Source organism: Microbulbifer sp. NBRC 101763 (genome assembly GCF_040371615.1).
Classification (GTDB): Bacteria; Pseudomonadota; Gammaproteobacteria; order Pseudomonadales; family Cellvibrionaceae; genus Microbulbifer; species Microbulbifer variabilis.
Map to the genome: position 1 here is coordinate 202,493 of NZ_BAABQV010000004.1, position 17,276 is coordinate 219,768.

The window sequence follows — 17,276 nt, forward strand, 5'->3', positions numbered from 1 at the left end:
CAACCAGCCTATTTGCGGTAACCTGCTTCAACAGGTCGCAATTTCAGGTATCTCCTGCCAGTAGCTTTGGCCTCACCTCATCCTAGTGCCGGTGAATTAGAACTATTGGCGAGTAGAATTTCCATAAGCCAGAAAGGCGGTGATTTTCACTATTTAAGATTTCACAAATTGCGATTACCCTAATTCAATATGTTTTCTAGGGGTATTCAACCGTGCGGAAAACAGGGTTTTTGATTGCAAATTGAGCAAGTCAAAGGTGAATCCGGCTCTTTGAGTTGGTATTCCCAATGCCGAGACCAAAAATAAATCAAGACGATTTATTGGGTCAGGAAATGATAACTAGAGGCTGGCGCACAGCGGGCTTACGGCGTTTGAAGGATTATCCATGCAGCTAAGTGTCGAGAACAGGCAAGGCGTTCGTTATATGGTCAGAGTTGGTTGGGCATACCAGATGGGCATTCCCCTGAAGGTCAATGCCAGCCAGCTGTTGTCCATGTTTGATGATGCTGTAATCCAGGAGATTCACGAACACTTCTTTGGCATGAATGGTATCTCCTGTAATGCGCTGAGTGTCAGTATTCAATCAAGCCAGGCGGGCACTGTCTTCTTAGGGCCACTGAGTGAAGCGCCCGGCCATCTTTCCAGTCGAGAACAGGAAATTTACCTGGCCCTGATCCAAAATCGCCTGATTATTGAAGAAGCCCCGTTTGCAGCCACGGCGCTTGCTGATAAGCAGTCAGAGTTGATTGCCAAGATTCGCATGGGGCTGCAGCAGATTATTGCCCAAGAACGAGCTGAGGCAGCGCTGATCCAACAGCGTCACGAGCAGCGCTCCACCTTAGAGAAAGTGGGTGCCTATATTGATCGCGGTGCTACCGGCTTAGGCAATGCCGCTTGGGGCCTGGCGGTTTGGGGCAAGGACGTGATGGAAGTAGCTGCGCTAGTTAATCCCATGCGCCAGGCCAGGGAACTCAGCACGGCAACAGCAAACTACCTTTTGTACGATAAGAGCTTCGAGGAATCCGGCAAAGAGTACCTCTCTGCAGTGCATCGGGAAGCCGTTGATGTGCTTGGCTTTGATCCATCCAAGATCACCAAGCAGCAGCTGGAGCTGGCCCTCGAAGTGGCCCAGGTGATTTATGACGAGCCGGCACTACGCGATACGATTTTCCGTTTTGCTCAGGATTATGTAAAAGCCCAGCACAGCCTCGAAATCACCGAGATGGCCGGTGGTGGTGCATTCGAGATTATTCTTACTATCGTCTTGGCTGCAGTCACAGGTGGTGCCGGTGCTGTGGCATCCCTGGTTAAAAATGCCCGTCTGCTGAAGGCTTTCCGCGGTATTGGCGATTTGATGCTCGACTTCGCCAAGCTGAAAAAGCAACGTAATCTGCTTTCCAAAAAGCGAGGTGGTAATGCCAAGGGTAATGGAGCCAGCTTTTCCGACCTGAGCTCTTCCGATGCAGCCGCCCCATCCAATTCGAATGGCCCCTCTTCGAGCAGTTCGAGCTCCAGTGGCAGCTCCAGCAGCTCTGGTGCTAATAACAGTAACCAAAGCGGAAATAGCTCTGGTAATAACAGCAATAATTCTCAGGCTAGCGATAGCAGTAAGACCAGCCAATCCAGCGAAGCGGATAAAACCAATAGCCATACCGGGAAAAACCATAACGGAGATAGCTCCCAATGTAATGGCAAGGCTTGCGAAGGCGGCGAACCTATTAACTTAAAAACGGGTGAAGAACGCCTTACTTTGGTCGATGCCGTACTGGATGGTCCACTGCCACTCACCGTGGCGCGCACCTACCGCAGCAGTAATTCCAAAGACTTCGGCCTGGGCCACGGCTGGACCCACACCCTGGGTGAAAAGCTGGTGTGGCGCCCGGGTAAAGCAGTGCAGTTCCACGATGCCGAAGGCAGGGTGATCAGTCTGCCTGCTCCAGGAGACAGCGGCCGCAGTCACAACGTAGTGGAGCAGTTAAGCCTCACCCGCATTAATGACGATCACTGGATAGTGACTCCTTACGGTGCCCCCAAAGGTGTACAAAAACACTTTAAAGCCACCGGAGATAAAGGCTCCCTCAAGCTTGCAGAAATCCGCGATGGCTACGGCAATTATTACCTGTTCCACTATGTCGACGAACGTCTGATCTGTATCGAAAGCAGCATCGGTGAAGCCCTGCATATCAGCCCGCCGCCAGGGCAGCCAAACAGCCAGCGTATTGGTGAGCTGAAAAAAGAAACCCGCGACGGCCGTATTAAAGTACTCGCAAATTATGAGTACAGTGGTGAAGGGGACCTGATCAAAGCCATCGACGCCGACGGACACAGCGAGCAGTACCAGTACCATCAGCACGTCATTAAGCAGCGCACCCTAAAAACCGGCTACCGCTTCCACTTTGAATGGGATGCCGAAGGCCCCTCCGCCCGCTGTGTGCGCCAGTGGGGCGATCCTATCGATGGGCAGGATACTTACAATTACCAGTTTGCCTGGGATGATGATGGCAAGGGCGTTACCGTTACCGACACCCGCGGCGGTAAAGAGCGCTACCGCTTTAATGACCGTGCCCTACCAATCTATCACCGCGATCCGGAAGGTGCAGAGACTCTCTATAGCTACAACGACCTGGGTCAGGTCACCCGGGTACAGCTGCCCAGCGACGATGGCAGCCTGCGCGAAGAAATTTACCAGTACGATAATCAGGGTCGCCTGATACAAAAGACCGATGCCGCCGGCAACAACCACCGTATCGAATACAACGGTGAAGGCCTGCCCGCAAAAGTTACCGACCCCGCCGGTAATAGCTGGCAACGGGAATACAACGAAAATGGCCAGATCGTTGCCAGCAAAGACCCCCTCGGCAACAGCACCCAATACGGCTATAACCCTGTTGGCTTAATCGGCAGCGTTACCGACCCTCTCGGCAATACCACCCGCTACCTTTGGAACCCCGAAGGCAATCTTGCCGCGATCAAAGATCCCATGGGCCGCGCCCAGCACTACCGCTACGACGGTGCTCGTCGCCTGGCTGAAGTGCAGCATGCTCCGGGCCAGATAACCCGCTATGAATACGATGCCCAGGACCGTATCCATGCGGTGACCACCCCAGACGGTGCCCGGACTCAATACAGCTATAACCCCCAAGGATTGCTTGCCGAAGTCATTGACTCTGAAGGCCGCAGTACCTGCTACGCTTACGACGGCCTCAGCCAGGTTAAGACCCGTACCAACCCGGACGGCAGCCGCCTGGAATATCACTATGATGGCGAACGCAACTTAATTGGCCTAGCCAATGAAAATGGCGAGCGCTACCAACTTAAATACGACCTCAATGAACGCCTGATTGAAGAAGTTGGCTTCGATGGCCGCGTTACCCGCTACGCCTATAACCGCGCCGGCCATCTGGTAAGCTCCAGAGCCGTAACCGACACAGACAGCGGCAAAGGCATCGACACCATCTTCGAGCGCGACCCCTTCGGCCGCCTATTGGAAGAAACCACCCCGGACGGAATCACCAACTTCCGCTACAATCGCAGCGGACAACTTATCGAAGCAGAAAATACCCACCGCAAACTGCGCTGGGAATACGATGCCAATGGCCGCGTTACCACCGACTGGCAGGGCAAAGATAAACTGAGCCACCAGTACGATGCCGCCGGCAACCGTATCGCCACCACACTACCCGATGGCGAGGTACTTAACTTTGCTTTTAACCCCGCCGGTCAATTCCAAAGCCTGCACCGCCGCCCCTTAGGCAGCGATACCGATCAGCTGATTACCAGTATCAGTCACGACGAACAGGGCAGGGAAAGCCAGCGCCAACACGGCAACGGACTGGAAAGCCAGAGAGACTACGATCCACAAGGCCGCCTGCACAAGCTGCGCCTGGGCAAAAGCGGCAATGCAAACCAGAGCCCGGTGTCCGATCCCACCCAGGACACAAGCTCAATTCTGGAGCGCAGTTACCAGTACAACAAAGCCGGCCAGATCGCCAAAATCGAAGACAGCCTGCGCGGAACCCGCAGCTACCACTACGACGCCCTGGATCGCCTGACCCAGGTAGACGGCCCCAACCCTGAATATTTTGTGCACGACCCCGCACACAATATTCTCGCGGCCGGCAACTCAAAAGACGAAGCCAAACAGCAGGCCAGTGCCACCCAGGTCAAAGGCAACCGTTTAGCCTTCCGCGGTGATACCCACTACCGCTACGATATCCACGGCAACCGCATTGCCGAACTACGCGGTAAAGGGCAAAAACTGCAAACCCGCTACCACTACAACAGCCGCCAGCAGCTGGTACGTGTAGAAAAGCTCAAGGTAGAAAAGGGCACAGAACAGTTCCAACAGGTGATCCACTACCAATACGACCCCCTGGGCCGTCGTATTGGCAAAGTCACGAACAGCGAACTAACCGACTTCCTCTGGGATAGCGATGTTCTCCTGCAGGAAAGCAAAACGGACAACCAAACCAAACAGGATCTCAGTACCCGCACCTATTACTTCGAACCGGGCACCTTTAAACCGGTTGCTTTAAAGGAAAGTCAGCAAGATAAAGAGCAGGTCTATCACTACCATCTGGATCACCTGGGAACGCCTGATACCTTGACCAGTCAGGAAGGTGAAGTGGTCTGGAGCGTTACCTACAAGAGCTATGGCAATATTGCCCTGGCCCATGAAAATCAGATAGAGCAGCCAATCCGCTTCCAGGGGCAGTACTTCGATGAAGAGACCGGGCTGCACTACAACCGGTTTAGGTATTATGATCCACAGGTTGGGGAGTTTACTCAGCAGGATCCGATTGGGTTGTTGGGGGGGGTTAATAATTATCAGTATGTGCCTAACCCAATAATATTTATTGACCCGTATGGCCTAAAAGCTAAGGATTGTGGAAATAACCCTAACGGCTACTCTACGAATGATGTTGATCAGCATGGGCGCCTAAGTCCAGGAAAAAATAGAGCTGAAGGCTATAAAAACACTAAAAATGATAATTTCGTACAGTCGCATCACCCAGTACAAGATAAATGGGCTCAAAAAAATGTCGAAGGCTACAACAGAAATGATGCACCTGCTGTTCTTTTAGAATCGGCATCAGGCAAACCACATGCGAAAATATCTGCATCTCAGCGAGCACGTCGCAGAACGATGAAAGTAGATGGTGTAGATCCATACTCAACTTCTATTGGTGAAGAGTTCAGCACCGGATATAGAGAGATGATTGATGCTGGAGTGCCTGAAAAAACGGCACAAAAAGCAATTAAAGACAGTTATAAATATTTTGATTCTTTAGGAGCTTTTGAATGATAGACCTAGATGCTCTAGATGATTTTGAATCTTTTGGTTCTGGTGTGTCTGAAACGCAACTTCAAAAACTGGAAGATGACTTGAAAATTAAACTTCCTGATGATTATGTGGCGCTAATGAGGAGGACAGATGGATTTGCGCTTGGTAATGGTCTTACTATTTATAGGTCTGAAGATCTCGTAGAGAGAAACGAAACTTTTGAGGTGTTCGAATATGCCCCAGGATATCTTGCTATTGGAGATGATAGTGGAGGGCTTTCTATCTTAATTAGCCTGTCAAATGGAAAGGTGTATTCAGTTGATCAAGGAAGCATGGATGAGGACGATATGGAGATACTGGGGAACAGTCTGTTTGAATGGCTTTCTGCTGGGGGATTGTTGGCAGAAAGTTAGTTTATTAAATTAGGTACGATTCATGCCGATTTTGGGACACCCAATGATTGTAAGGATAGAGAAACGTAATTCGGGACACCCATTGATTGGGAGGAGCGTCCGCCCTCAACCTTCGACGCTAGGCCCTACGCAGGTAAAAATGACGCGCTGTCGCCTTGCTTTCGTTTTAGCTTCGAACAAGAGCTGACAGTCTGCGTAGCTTGGCGGGAGTCTGTGCAAGCTCCACGCCAGACGCCATTGCCCTTTCCTAGCCATGCCTCTCCAGGCGCGCAAAAAACGCATACCTCCCCTATGAAGGGCTGACAGGTTATCAGAGGTACCTTACTTGCGAGGTCAGAATAAATCAAAAATTTTTATGCAGATTCCTTGGGATATTGGAGGAGTTGAAGTTGTATCCGAATCTCCAATTGATGGGAAGTAGCCTTGAATAAAAAGCTACAGAGATTGGTAGCTCTTCTCGAAAATAGGAGATGTTTTGGTTGCTGAAGGCGAATTGAACTGGATAAACGGAATTGGCTTTATTGTTAGGAAAATAGATTCTCAGAATTGAGGTTGTGTCGAGCACATAAAGAAAGTGAAATTTTTGAGTCTATGTATGCTGGTTACGGAGGTTTTTGAGAATTTATGATTTGGTGAGAGTATTTTCATGGGCGTAAAAAAGTGAATCAGTATTTTGAGAGTTTGATAGATGCAGTTTAGATTATTCTCCATCCATGACGTTTTTTGCTCAAATTCTAGAAGATTGAGCAATTTAATATTATTCTTTAAGCTGGAATTTTTTATATAGGATCATAATGGAGGTTTATTTGGGTGGTGCTTTCTCAAAATCTTTAGGTTAACTATTTTTTATTCTTCTAAAACCTCATATCTATTAACATGGTAGGGTAGTTAAAATAAAAAAAGTGCTGTTAGTGTTGCCAATCCAGATTCTGGAAAAAATATATTTAATGTGTGCTCATTTTTTTGAGTTTAAGGCTTAATAAAGTTATAACGTAAAGGGGGCAATTGTGAGATGCGACCTATATGCATCTTTAGTGGTAGCTCGGAAAGAGGGTATAAACCAGAGGCAGCTGGACTATAAGAATTCTGAGTAGTATTGTAAAACATACTGAAGGCTAAACAAATTTAGCAGTTTCGATTCCACCCCTAAAAGGTACCAGGATCATAGTGTTGGACAAAAGACTGGATAATGTTCAGCTTCATTTGGTGAAGGTGTAGTCCAGTCCTGCTCCCTGATGGTTGAACTCTAGTAATATTTAGAGAGAGTATGCAAAAACTATAATCAACTTAGAATAGCTTAGTGTTATCCGGTCTGGGTTGAGCATTTCCTATTGGCAGACTCTTTTATTAAACGGTTTCTATTGGTCAGTTCTAGTTTTTTTGGATACGCTTGTAAATTTCCTCGCGATGAACAGGTAAAGATTTGGGAGCTTGTATTCCTATCTTCACTTGGTTACCTCTAATCTCCAATACTGTGATTGAGACATTAGCCCCAATCCTTAGGTTTTCGCCGGTCCTGCGCTTCAAGATCAACATATTCGTTTCCTATTTAAACTCTAACCATGGGTAGACCTTCCGGGATGAGAAGGCTTGGAAAGTAATGCTGGCAGGAAAGGAAGGGTGGGGCACGAGAACGGTAGGCGTGAAATAAGAAAAGGCGGACGCTACGCTCCCAGAGCTTGGAAAATCGCTCCAAGCTACTGAATGTGTTCGCCTTTATTGAAGACGAGCAGGTTTCTAGCGTACTATGCATATAGCCACTTTGATAGGTAGGTTATCAATTTGGTTAGCTGGCCCCTGGTGTTGGTAGCACCTTGGGTCAGCGCCTTTTATCTGTACTTACTTCACGCTAACGTTCTCCTTAGAGAAAATGTGTCATTTAAAAAGATCTTAGGTATCTTTAGTTATCTTTAGTTATTTGGGGGTATGAACTCATAGAGGCTTGTTCGAGTACGGCCCATATTGCTGATCAAATTCTATTGATTTTACGTAGTTTTGATGCTGAAAAAAACTTAATAAAATTGAATAAGATTATTTGGGCGCCTATTTTTATTCATGTCGTCTCTCGATTAGAAAATTTCTAAAACTCGCTACCGCTCCAGCACAACAAGCTGAACGGCCCTAGGATTGTTGGCTGTGTAAGTGATGGCCTAAATAACTGCTAAACCTTTCAGGTCCAATAATATATTAAGCGGTCCAGGCAATAATTAAATAACTTGCCATTCCATACATCACTAAAAGACTAACTCATAAATAAGCCACGCAAATTGTTGTTGCCTGTACGGTAGGTCAGTATGACCAGGTCTGGCTACGGCGAATCCAGGAAATGGTGGCAATTATGGAAGGAAAAGCCAATATGAATGGCAATACAAAGGCAGCAAAGGAGTAAGTATTTTCTGTTAAATTACGATGAGCATTATGGTCTCTCTCTAGCTCCTGCATTGCTAGTTCAGATGTATCCTTCTGGCTGAGACCACTTTCTTAGTATTCTTCCGGAGTAGCGTACATCTTGAATTTTACTCTGGTTATCTCTGTGGTTGTCATTAATAAGCTGTGATTCACGATTAAAATTAAAGCCGCACTAATGATAATGCATATCTGGGTTTTCGAATATATGCCAATTTCAATAGCATTTATATCAATAAAAAAGGTTAATTGGTGTAGAGCCGAGAAATACGGCAAAGGGGCAGGTGATGATAATTGCTGAGATTTTTGTTTGTTTGGAATTTGGCCCCACCTTTTAATTGCTCTTTTTGTTGGAGTTGCGGTGGCTCTTATATCTATGGTTGTTTAAATATTTTGTGTTGTGTTCAAGGGTTGTATTTGTTTTGGGTATAGCTTGCCGATTTTAATAGGTCCCTTATTTTTGCTTTGAAAATAATTTCTCTTGAAACTATTTTTCCTGTCATTGGTGTATTTTTTATTTTCCTTTGTTGGTTGGGTTTTTTCCCGCTTTATGGGGGATTGGTTTTTTATGTCGAACTTGCCGCCCTATAAAAGAAATTGATGTCATTATCACGCTTTTGAGATTTGGTACTATTGACATGAGTTGGTTTGAGAGTGGAAGGTGATCGGGCTGTCTGGGGTTATCAATTTAATAAAAAAAATTAAGGTTCCGGTTATGAGAAAAGCTAATCTTTCAACTTCAATAAAAGCTGCATTATCTTTGTGTTTGCTAATATCACCTGCTGTCGGTTTTGCTGAGAGTGATTCTTCGATTGAGCGTGCTAATGACAATGCTAAATTTAAACGTTGTGGCACTAATCATCCTTCTGTTCAGGAGGCTGCTTTGAAAGAGCAGCATTTTACTGCGCTGCGTGGACAGTCTCGTAATATAAGCAGTGGAGGTCATACACTACGTCCAGCTGGCTCTGTAACTATTGATGTGTACTTTCATGTTATTACTGATAACGCAAATAATGGTTCGCTACCCAGCAATGTAATTAATTCGCAAATGGCGGTGCTTAATGATGCTTATGCGAGTACACCATTTACTTTTAATCTGGTTTCAACTTCAGTAACGGCCAATAATTCTTGGTATAACGTTGGTTATGGTTCCTCCGCAGAGCGCGCTATGAAAAGCTCATTGCGTGTTGGTGATGCGGGAGACCTGAATATCTATGTGGCTGATATCGGTGGTGGCCTACTTGGGTGGGCAACTTTCCCAAGTAGCTATTCCTCAGATCCACTGGATGATGGGGTAGTTATTTTAACCGGTTCTGTGCCTGGCGGCGATGCTGCGCCTTACAATGAGGGCGATACCCTTACACACGAGGTTGGCCACTGGTTAGGTTTGTATCATACCTTCCAGGGCGGCTGTGGTGGAAATGGGGATTATGTCTCTGATACTCCTGCAGAAAGGTCACCGGCTTATGGGTGCCCAGTAGGCAGGGATTCCTGTACAAGGGGACGCAACGCAGCCGGTCTTGATCCGATTACAAATTTTATGGATTACACGGACGATAGCTGCATGTACGAATTTACAGAGGGGCAGGCCACTCGCGCTGATGAGCAAAGCAGTACCTATCGCGGCCTATAATAATTTTTCGGGGGGATTATTCCCCCCGATACACTGACAATTATGAACAGCATCCGATTATTTATCCTATGTGCCTTGATATTGGTGAGTACGTCTAAGGTAACTGCCCAGAGGCTCGCTGTGCCAGGTTATGTCACTTGTGATAGAAATCAGTTGACTTCCTGGCAGGGAGAGGTGACAAAATTGGTGCGTGAAGGAAACAGTATTAAGGTATGGATTTCCACTGATTACGACACTAAAGAATCATTAGTGCTGACAATGCCTAGCTGGAAAGCACTTTTAGGGCAGTTCCGCCTACAAGGGAAAGAGTTTCTGGCGAGTGACTGGGGAAAAGTGACTGATCCACAAGCAGGACTTAGGCCTGGGGTTCGAGCAGTGATTTGGTTATGCGAGAATAAGGCCTATCCCGCTGTGATCAATTGGCAACCTCCACCAGAGTAGGCACCTGCATGTTTACTTTTTGATGTTTACTTTTTGTGTAGTTAAGATTTAAATAAAATTTTAGTGTCTCCTTAATTAATTCACGGAAACCTTTTATGATGATTAGTAATTCTTAAATCAAAGGTTGCAAGCCGTTGAAAAGTAATCCCTCGATAAGGTTCGGAAAGCTGGCCCTGTATCGAGAGATATTCTCGGAGCTTATGATTTTTTTGGTAGATTCAATTCCAGGGGTTCCCATCAATAAATCGATTTCTTCCACCGTACAGCATTTTTGCATTTCCGTTTGCACGAAAATCAACATCTCCCCTATAAATTAGTTCTCGATATGGGCTGCTGGAGCTAACGGCATAATCCTCAAGTTCAACGCCTTGCTTGAATATAAAAATAAACATATGAGTGGCACTATTTTTATATCTATCTTCTGAGAAAAAAAGAAGGGTGTGGGCATCGCTTGGGCTAAAGCACTGTGTTGAAGGCGTTAAATAAACTCCAGTTTTAGCAGACAGACCCCGGCGTGTCCTGTCTGGGGTTCCTTTAATAAATTTGTCTATCATTAAGATCCGATTAAATCCAGCTTGACTTGTGTAGTGAATATATATTGGGTTTCCCCCTTCGGATCCTCTATTCATAAGAACGTCTACTAAAGGCGAGGCTCCTCCAGTTGGATAAATTTTGTTTCCTATGGGATTGTTTGGCATGTTTATCTCCTTGTGTGATTTTTATATTTGGAAAGAAGATAAAATAACTGGATAGGGTAGTAAAGTTTGAGCTTAACTACTTTCAAAAAATTATTTTGACCAACAGAGGGTCCCTTGGTTAAGGGGTTAATATTTTTTAAACTTAGAACTGGCTCAGTTTTTTGGTATTCCCTGATCCAAGAACCCAGCATCGACACCAAACCAAAAGCTTCCATCTTTGTTGTCGAAATACATATATCGAATGTTTCCTCCACTGGGTACGGTAGTTTGGCTGACAAATTTTTGTGTTTCTATATCAAAAGCAAAGATGATGTTAGGAATATCGCCGGTATCTGCTACCCATAGCCGGCCTTTGTTATCCATTGCGGTTCCGTAGGGGCGAGGGTTTTCAGTGGGGAGCTTCCACTCCTTGAATTCTTTTGTGCTGGGCTTATATCTGCCAAGATAGCCCTCTGGATAGTCTACATACCAGATATTGTTGGAGGTATCGATTTCCAGCCTACGAGGCCGAGCGTTCGGCCGGGGAATTGAGATTTCGTTTACCGCCATGGTTTTAGGGTCTACCCAAGCTAATTTATTCGTACCAAATAGGGCAACCCAGGGGCGATTTTGTGAATCTACCTTGATTCCGTAAGGACGTGCGTTGGCCGTTTGAGGTGTGGCTATTTTCACTTCTCCACTATTGACATCCAATATGCCTATGCGGTTGCTCTGCTGGGCTGTAAACCAGATGTTGCCATCATGGTTGAAAACCAGTGTATGTGGATCATTTACGCCTTTAGGCATTGCGTATTGAGTGATTTTACCTGTCTCTGCATCCATACGCCCAATGTGAGCATTGCGGTTGCCTGCATACCAGATCATACCCTGTTTATCCACTATCAGATTATGAGGGTGTGTTCCTTCAGGAACCTCGAATTTTTTAAATTGCTGATCGGATGGAGTAAATCGACCGATATAGTTGCCGGCCTGCCCACAGAACCAAACTTGCTGTTTGTTATCCACATGGGGGTCTCTGGGCAGCCCCTGCCAGGGTACTTTCCACTCGTTTAACTTGAGCCCGTCTGGCAGTTTATTTTCTTGTGCCTCAGAAGTTAATGGAGTAGATAAGAAATAAATGGCGCAGATAGCGATTTTTAGTGACAGCGTATGAAGTTTTGGGTAGATATTCATATGCCAGTTCCAATGATTAAGCCGTCAAGGAGAATTTATGTGTTTATACCCTAGCATGGAAATATATGTGAGCTGAGTCCTGGTCAAAGCATAGGTGATAATTGGTGCTTATTTATAAAGGTTTACAAAATCGATATTTCGCAGAAGAGCGGTTTCAAACAGCCAGTTAGATGTCAGGAATATAATCGGTACACCCAATTATATTCACGAGGAGAGACTAAAGTTCCAGAGTTCCATTTGGCGAGTTCTTGTTGAGTTTGTGGGGCTCAATTGAGAGGAGTCTTGTCTTTACAGCTGAGTAGAATTAACAGGCGGTTTTTCGGTACCTGGCAGTCATATTACCCTCAATTTACACGTCAACGTGGTATAGCGTATATTGCTGCCCTTATTGTAGGAGTCCCGCCATGTTACAACGCCTCCGTCGACCGGAAATTCTGCTGTTAGTCCTTGCAGCCTCAATGCCACTGTCTTTTTCTGTCTGGAATACTCTCCTTAATAACTTTGTGATAGCCAAGGCTTCATTTACCGGAGCTGATATTGGCCTGTTACAGAGTGTCAGGGAAATACCCGGGTTCCTGGCGTTTACAGTGATATTTGTATTGCTACTTATCCGGGAGCAGCGCTTAGCACTTCTCTCACTTGTAGCGACCGGGATTGGCGTGATGCTGACCGGTTTTTTTCCATCTCTCACAGGTTTATTACTCACGACATTATTGATGTCGATCGGCTTTCATTTCTATGAAACCCTGCAAACCTCTCTGGCTTTGCAGTGGTTTCCAAAGAAGACTTCGGCAATCTGGATGGGGCGTATGGCCGCTGCAGGTTCATTTGCAGCGCTTCTAGCCTATGGTCTGGTTTGGTGTCTGATGGACTTTGCCGGTTTAGACTACTCGTGGGTTTATATGATCGGCGGTGGCGTCACTGTTCTTATTGCTTTGGCTGCCTGGGTACTTTTCCCGCAGTTTCCTCAACCCCATAGTCAGCGCAAGCAATTAGTGCTACGTAAGCGCTACTGGCTTTATTATGCGTTAACGATGATGAGCGGCGCGCGACGACAAATCTTTATTGTCTTTGCCGGTTTTCTAATGGTGGAAAAATTTGGTTATAGTGTTGGCGAAATTGCTGCGCTCTATACAGTAAACCACCTGCTCAATTTATATATCGCGCCAAAAATCGGTCAGTTTATCGTAAGGTTTGGAGAGCGCCGTATCCTTACTTTGGAATATATCGGTTTGATACTGGTTTTTGCCGGTTATGCTTTAGTGGAGAGTGCGATAGTAGCTGCGGCGCTCTATATTATTGATCATCTGTTCTTCTCTATGGCCATTGCAATCAAAACTTACTTCCAAAAGATTGTGGATGAGCGTGATATCGCCGCATCTGCGGGTGTTAGTTTCACTATTAATCACGTTGCAGCGGTTATTATTCCGGTTCTATTCGGCCTGCTCTGGCTGACCTCTCCTGCTATGGTGTTCTTTGCCGGATCTTTGATGGCTCTGGTCTCTCTTGGTTTGGCCCAACTAGTGCCGGAGCAACCTGGACCAGGCAATGAAGCGCGCCTGGGGCAGGGGGTGGCTGCAACTTAGCAGCTCCCTACTAATTCTAGGTCGGGAATTTTAATAAATAGGAATTCTATATGCGTGTAGCTCTCTTAATAATGATATTTACTCTGCCGCTAAGTACATTTGTAAATTCAGAGACAATCTCTGTTGGTGAATATCATATTGAATATGAGATCAAAGGCTCTGGTGAGGCCACCTTGTTTCTCGAAGCCGGGGGTTCGGCCGGGATGCAGGATTGGGATTCCATCTATGATGACTTGGCGAAGCATGCACGAGTAATACGTTATTCTCGTGTGGGCAACGGAAAATCAACGGCCATTAAGAAGCATTTTAGCTCTGAGGATTATGCTCAAGGAGCCAGGGCTTTATTGGCGGCTTTAGGGGTTAAAGAGAAAGTTACTTATATTGCGCACTCCTATGGTGCTCATGTAGCCCGAACTTTTGCCGCACGGTATCCTGAAAGAATGGCAGCGTTGATGCTGATAGAGCCTTCTTCCGAGCATGATGTGGATATTATGCGATCGCTGAATTTGGAGTTGGCCGAAGAGCAAATTGCTCAGGTAAAACTGGATGATATGAGGAACGGCATGTCGAATCAGTACCTGGACTTTTGGTCTAAACGCCCTTTACCTGATTATCCACAAATCCCCGATATACCCGTCACAGTAATTGCCTCCATTAAAAAGTATGACAACCCTCCTCTTCTTTTCTTTACTGATGAGGCCCGGGATAGGTGGGGGGAGTTGCATTCAAATTGGGCCAAAGCGTTTCCACGGGGTAAAGCTGTTTTGACTGAGAAGAGCTATCACTATCCTCAAAATGATGAGCCCGAAATGGTGGTGAAAGAAGTACTAGCGCTGATTTCCAGAGGTTATAAATAACGGATTAGGATAAATAGGAGACAGATAAGGTCATTTCATACCACTGGTTTCGACAAATTGTCGCCTTGTTAAGTTAGTCTACATTTACCCACTTTTCTAAATATATAAAATGGGAGCCCTAATAAATTTAGGGTTTTTATTGTGCTTAAAAAGATTGCTCTGGCCTTTTCAATTGCTGTTGCCGCCACCAGCTCTGTATACGCAGATAACGTTAATGAGGTAACAGAAAATTTATCCGATGCAGAAAAACTGTATGGTTTATCTCTCTACTGGAAAGAGGTTAGCTATAACTTCGCTTTCTTCGATCAGGTTCCTGAACTGGACTTTGATGCAAGGTATCAGGAATTTATTCCGCGGGTTTTGGCTACAGAAAACACTTATGAGTATTATCGTGAGCTAAAGCGGCTTAATGCACTCCTGCAAGATGGCCATACCAATATTTATTACCCTAAAGGTATGTCAGCCAAGTACCTGGATTGGCCTGCTGTTCGCTTGGCCGAAGCTGGCCATCAAGCAATAGTTACGGGGGTCGAGAAGGGGGTGGAGTCCGTGATTCCACTGGGCTCTGTTGTCGTTTCGGTAAATGGGCAGGATCTTCAAGCCTATTTAAAGGAGCAGGTAATGCCTTATATTGCCAGCTCGACCCAGCATATTCTCTGGAGTACTGCGGTTCGGGATGCCTTGGATGGTAAACCGGATACCACGGCAGAATTCACTATTGAGACTCCAGACGGCAAAGTGAAAGAGGTTCAGGTTAAACGGGATGCGCGTGGTAGGGAGGTTGAATATACGTCTATTAAGCAGCCTGCCTCCAATGGTGAACTTTTTGAGTTTAAATGGCTGGAAAGTGACATCGGCTATATAGCTCTAAATGGTTTTCACGATCAAGCGATTATTGATCAGTTTAAATCTCACTACGATGAGATTGTTAAGTCCAAAGGGTTGATTATTGATCTGCGCTTTAATAATGGAGGTAACTCTGCTTATGCCGGAGAGATAATCTCTTACTTGGCTGATCGTATTTTACAGGGTTCTGTTTGGAAAACCCCCAAACATATTGCGGCTTATAAAGCTTGGGGATCATTTGCCAATCAGTTCGAGCAATTTGAGAAGTATCGCCCCTATGCAGAAGGCACTATATGGGAGTTTGGTGAAGACTCCGGGGATATAGTTGAGCCCAAATTGGATAGTAACCACATAGTGCCAACCTATGTGTTGATCGGCCGAAATACCGTTTCAGCAGCTGAGGACTTCCTGGTATATGCAGATTCTCTCGAACATTTTACTACTGTGGGTGAACCAACTTATGGCAGCACGGGGCAACCTATGTTCGTAGACCTCCCAGGAGGTGGTACTTTCAGGGTGTGTACCAAGCGGGATACCTTCCCCGATGGCAGGGAGTTTGTTGGCTATGGTATTAAGCCGGATATCCTGGTTGAGAGTACGCTGAATACGGTGCGCTCTGATAAGGACGAAGTGCTCGAGAGAGCGCTGAACGAGCTTAGGGTTAAGCTTTAATTCCTCCCTGATATGAGCTGGTTCGCGATTATCGATTCCGTTCGACGGTCAGGTTCCTCCCATGTATTTAAGGGAGCCCCTTGCTGTTGTGGATACTGTGCGTCATAGATTTTGAGGGTGCCTGCAACAGGGGCTTTTATCAGAAGGTGCCATTATTGGTTATTTGCCGTTTCTATGGGGGTCTAAAGCCACTATTGGCACTGCTGTCTTGAAAACTGTCCCTATAATCGATTAGTTTTTGCTTTAAGGCATTTACAACAGGCTTTGTTTGCCTGTTGGCTCGCTTACCTGTTTAATGCTGGCTTTGGTTTCCGGCGACGGCGGGAAAGCGTTTGTCATCGTTAGTGCGCCGATAAAGTGGTACGTTAGGGTATCTCTGAAAATTAAGTAACTATAAAAGTAGCTAGGAGTTGTACTTATGGCACAGATTAAAGCTTTGGATAAAAAGGCACATGCCAACCTGAAACTCACCCAAGACATTACTTTTGACCATGTCAGCGGCAACCACATTCTGCCTTTGGTAGTTCAAGAGATTGTTCAGGCGGCCCAGAGCTACCCGATCCTGTTTGTGAAAGATCAGAATACTGAGCAGTTTAAAGTGGTTGCCTTAACTGGTCTGCGTCCGGGGGAGAACCTGTTCTCCGGCTCTGAAGGTTGGAATGGCAGCTATGTTCCTTTGCAGGTTCGCACCTACCCGTTCGTGCTGGTGAAAAATCCGGAAAATGCCGATCAGGCGGTTCTCTGTATCGATGAAGATTCCAATATGCTGAGTGAGTCTGAAGGTGAGCCGTTGTTTGATGGTGAAGGTGAGCAGACTGACTACCTGAAAAACCGTGCCCAGGCAGTGATTGAAACTGCCCAGCGTGTAGCGGTTACCGAGTCGTTTATTGAGTTCCTGGTGTCTAAAGACCTGTTGACCCAGAAAAAACTGACTTTGCGTGTGAGCGAAGATGATAAGCCTTACGATCTGACTGGTTTCTTCGTGGTTGATGAGGAGAAGCTGAACAATCTGTCTGATGAGGACTTCCTTGAGTTGCGTAAGCGCGGTGCTTTGCCGGCTATCTACGCTTCTATGATGTCCTCCATGCAGGTTCAAAGCCTGATTCGCCGGAAGCGTCTGAACTGATCCTGTTCCGCCCGGCAGCTGTGGTTGTCGGGCGGCCTATAGTCGTCAGATTTTCGGGATGTAGTTATCAGCATTCTGTATCCCGCCTTGATCCCTTCTCCTTGTCGTACCACTATTAGCGCCCTCTGACGTTTTAGCTCG

General features: G+C 46.2%; 12 protein-coding genes. 8 read left to right on the forward strand and 4 right to left on the reverse strand.

Annotated elements, in window-relative coordinates:
• Window positions 1-385: 385 nt before the first annotated feature.
• Together ABWV76_RS11470 and ABWV76_RS11475 are read left to right on the forward strand one after the other, a co-directional pair.
• Window positions 386-5,305: an RHS repeat-associated core domain-containing protein gene (locus tag ABWV76_RS11470; RefSeq protein WP_353376007.1), complete on the forward strand. Its 4,920-nt coding sequence runs from the start codon at window positions 386-388 to the stop codon at window positions 5,303-5,305.
• A complete protein-coding gene (locus tag ABWV76_RS11475) occupies window positions 5,302-5,697 on the forward strand; it encodes an SMI1/KNR4 family protein (RefSeq protein WP_020412535.1) in 396 nt (131 codons plus the stop codon). Before ABWV76_RS11470 ends, ABWV76_RS11475 begins: the two co-directional genes overlap by 4 nt.
• Before the next feature lie 1,371 nt (window positions 5,698-7,068).
• On the opposite strand, the gene csrA is transcribed toward ABWV76_RS11475, so the two are convergent.
• The gene (csrA, locus tag ABWV76_RS11480; protein ID WP_020412536.1) at window positions 7,069-7,233 is read right to left on the reverse strand and encodes a carbon storage regulator CsrA; all 165 of its coding nucleotides are present in this window, start codon (window positions 7,231-7,233) and stop codon (window positions 7,069-7,071) included.
• Window positions 7,234-8,733: 1,500 nt separating this feature from the next.
• Window positions 8,734-8,958, reverse strand: a complete 225-nt coding sequence (locus ABWV76_RS11485; RefSeq protein WP_211214911.1) for a hypothetical protein — start codon at window positions 8,956-8,958, stop codon at window positions 8,734-8,736.
• A gap of 28 nt (window positions 8,959-8,986) precedes the next feature.
• Between ABWV76_RS11485 and ABWV76_RS11490 the strand changes: the two genes are divergently transcribed.
• Together ABWV76_RS11490 and ABWV76_RS11495 are read left to right on the forward strand one after the other, a co-directional pair.
• On the forward strand, window positions 8,987-9,736 hold the full coding sequence (locus tag ABWV76_RS11490) for a zinc metalloprotease (protein WP_282952610.1): 750 nt from the start codon (window positions 8,987-8,989) through the stop codon (window positions 9,734-9,736).
• Between the two features lie 42 nt (window positions 9,737-9,778).
• Window positions 9,779-10,177, forward strand: a complete 399-nt coding sequence (locus tag ABWV76_RS11495) for a hypothetical protein (protein WP_020412538.1) — start codon at window positions 9,779-9,781, stop codon at window positions 10,175-10,177.
• A 218-nt stretch (window positions 10,178-10,395) separates the two neighbouring features.
• Here the strand turns inward: ABWV76_RS11495 and ABWV76_RS11500 are convergent, their stop codons facing one another.
• Together ABWV76_RS11500 and ABWV76_RS11505 are read right to left on the reverse strand one after the other, a co-directional pair.
• Window positions 10,396-10,875 (reverse strand): hypothetical protein, encoded by a 480-nt coding sequence (locus tag ABWV76_RS11500; RefSeq protein WP_353376008.1) that lies wholly within the window; start codon window positions 10,873-10,875, stop codon window positions 10,396-10,398.
• Window positions 10,876-11,028: 153 nt separating this feature from the next.
• Window positions 11,029-12,048, reverse strand: a complete 1,020-nt coding sequence (locus tag ABWV76_RS11505) for a Vgb family protein (RefSeq protein ID WP_353376009.1) — start codon at window positions 12,046-12,048, stop codon at window positions 11,029-11,031.
• Window positions 12,049-12,452: 404 nt separating this feature from the next.
• Here ABWV76_RS11505 and ABWV76_RS11510 point away from each other — a divergent pair, with 404 nt between their 5' ends.
• From ABWV76_RS11510 to ABWV76_RS11525, 4 genes are all read left to right on the forward strand, one after another.
• The gene (locus tag ABWV76_RS11510; protein WP_020412541.1) at window positions 12,453-13,634 is read left to right on the forward strand and encodes an MFS transporter; all 1,182 of its coding nucleotides are present in this window, start codon (window positions 12,453-12,455) and stop codon (window positions 13,632-13,634) included.
• Between the two features lie 50 nt (window positions 13,635-13,684).
• Complete coding sequence (locus ABWV76_RS11515) at window positions 13,685-14,491, forward strand: alpha/beta fold hydrolase (protein WP_353376010.1); 807 nt, start codon at window positions 13,685-13,687, stop codon at window positions 14,489-14,491.
• Between the two features lie 141 nt (window positions 14,492-14,632).
• A complete protein-coding gene (locus ABWV76_RS11520; protein ID WP_353376011.1) occupies window positions 14,633-16,009 on the forward strand; it encodes a S41 family peptidase in 1,377 nt (458 codons plus the stop codon).
• 418 nt (window positions 16,010-16,427) lie between these two features.
• The gene (locus ABWV76_RS11525; RefSeq protein ID WP_020412544.1) at window positions 16,428-17,135 is read left to right on the forward strand and encodes a SapC family protein; all 708 of its coding nucleotides are present in this window, start codon (window positions 16,428-16,430) and stop codon (window positions 17,133-17,135) included.
• Window positions 17,136-17,276: the final 141 nt, after the last annotated feature.

Bases quoted from the DNA above. Each gene is read 5' to 3' on its own strand.
- ABWV76_RS11525 (WP_020412544.1), top strand. From the start codon at position 16,428: ATGGCACAGATTAAAGCTTTGGATAAAAAGGCACATGCCAACCTGAAA.
- ABWV76_RS11475 (WP_020412535.1), top strand. From the start codon at position 5,302: ATGATAGACCTAGATGCTCTAGATGATTTTGAATCTTTTGGTTCTGGT.
- ABWV76_RS11495 (WP_020412538.1), top strand. From the start codon at position 9,779: ATGAACAGCATCCGATTATTTATCCTATGTGCCTTGATATTGGTGAGT.
- ABWV76_RS11510 (WP_020412541.1), top strand. From the start codon at position 12,453: ATGTTACAACGCCTCCGTCGACCGGAAATTCTGCTGTTAGTCCTTGCA.
- ABWV76_RS11470 (WP_353376007.1), top strand. From the start codon at position 386: ATGCAGCTAAGTGTCGAGAACAGGCAAGGCGTTCGTTATATGGTCAGA.
- ABWV76_RS11505 (WP_353376009.1), bottom strand. From the start codon at position 12,048: ATGAATATCTACCCAAAACTTCATACGCTGTCACTAAAAATCGCTATC.
- csrA (WP_020412536.1), bottom strand. From the start codon at position 7,233: ATGTTGATCTTGAAGCGCAGGACCGGCGAAAACCTAAGGATTGGGGCT.
- ABWV76_RS11500 (WP_353376008.1), bottom strand. From the start codon at position 10,875: ATGCCAAACAATCCCATAGGAAACAAAATTTATCCAACTGGAGGAGCC.
- ABWV76_RS11515 (WP_353376010.1), top strand. From the start codon at position 13,685: ATGCGTGTAGCTCTCTTAATAATGATATTTACTCTGCCGCTAAGTACA.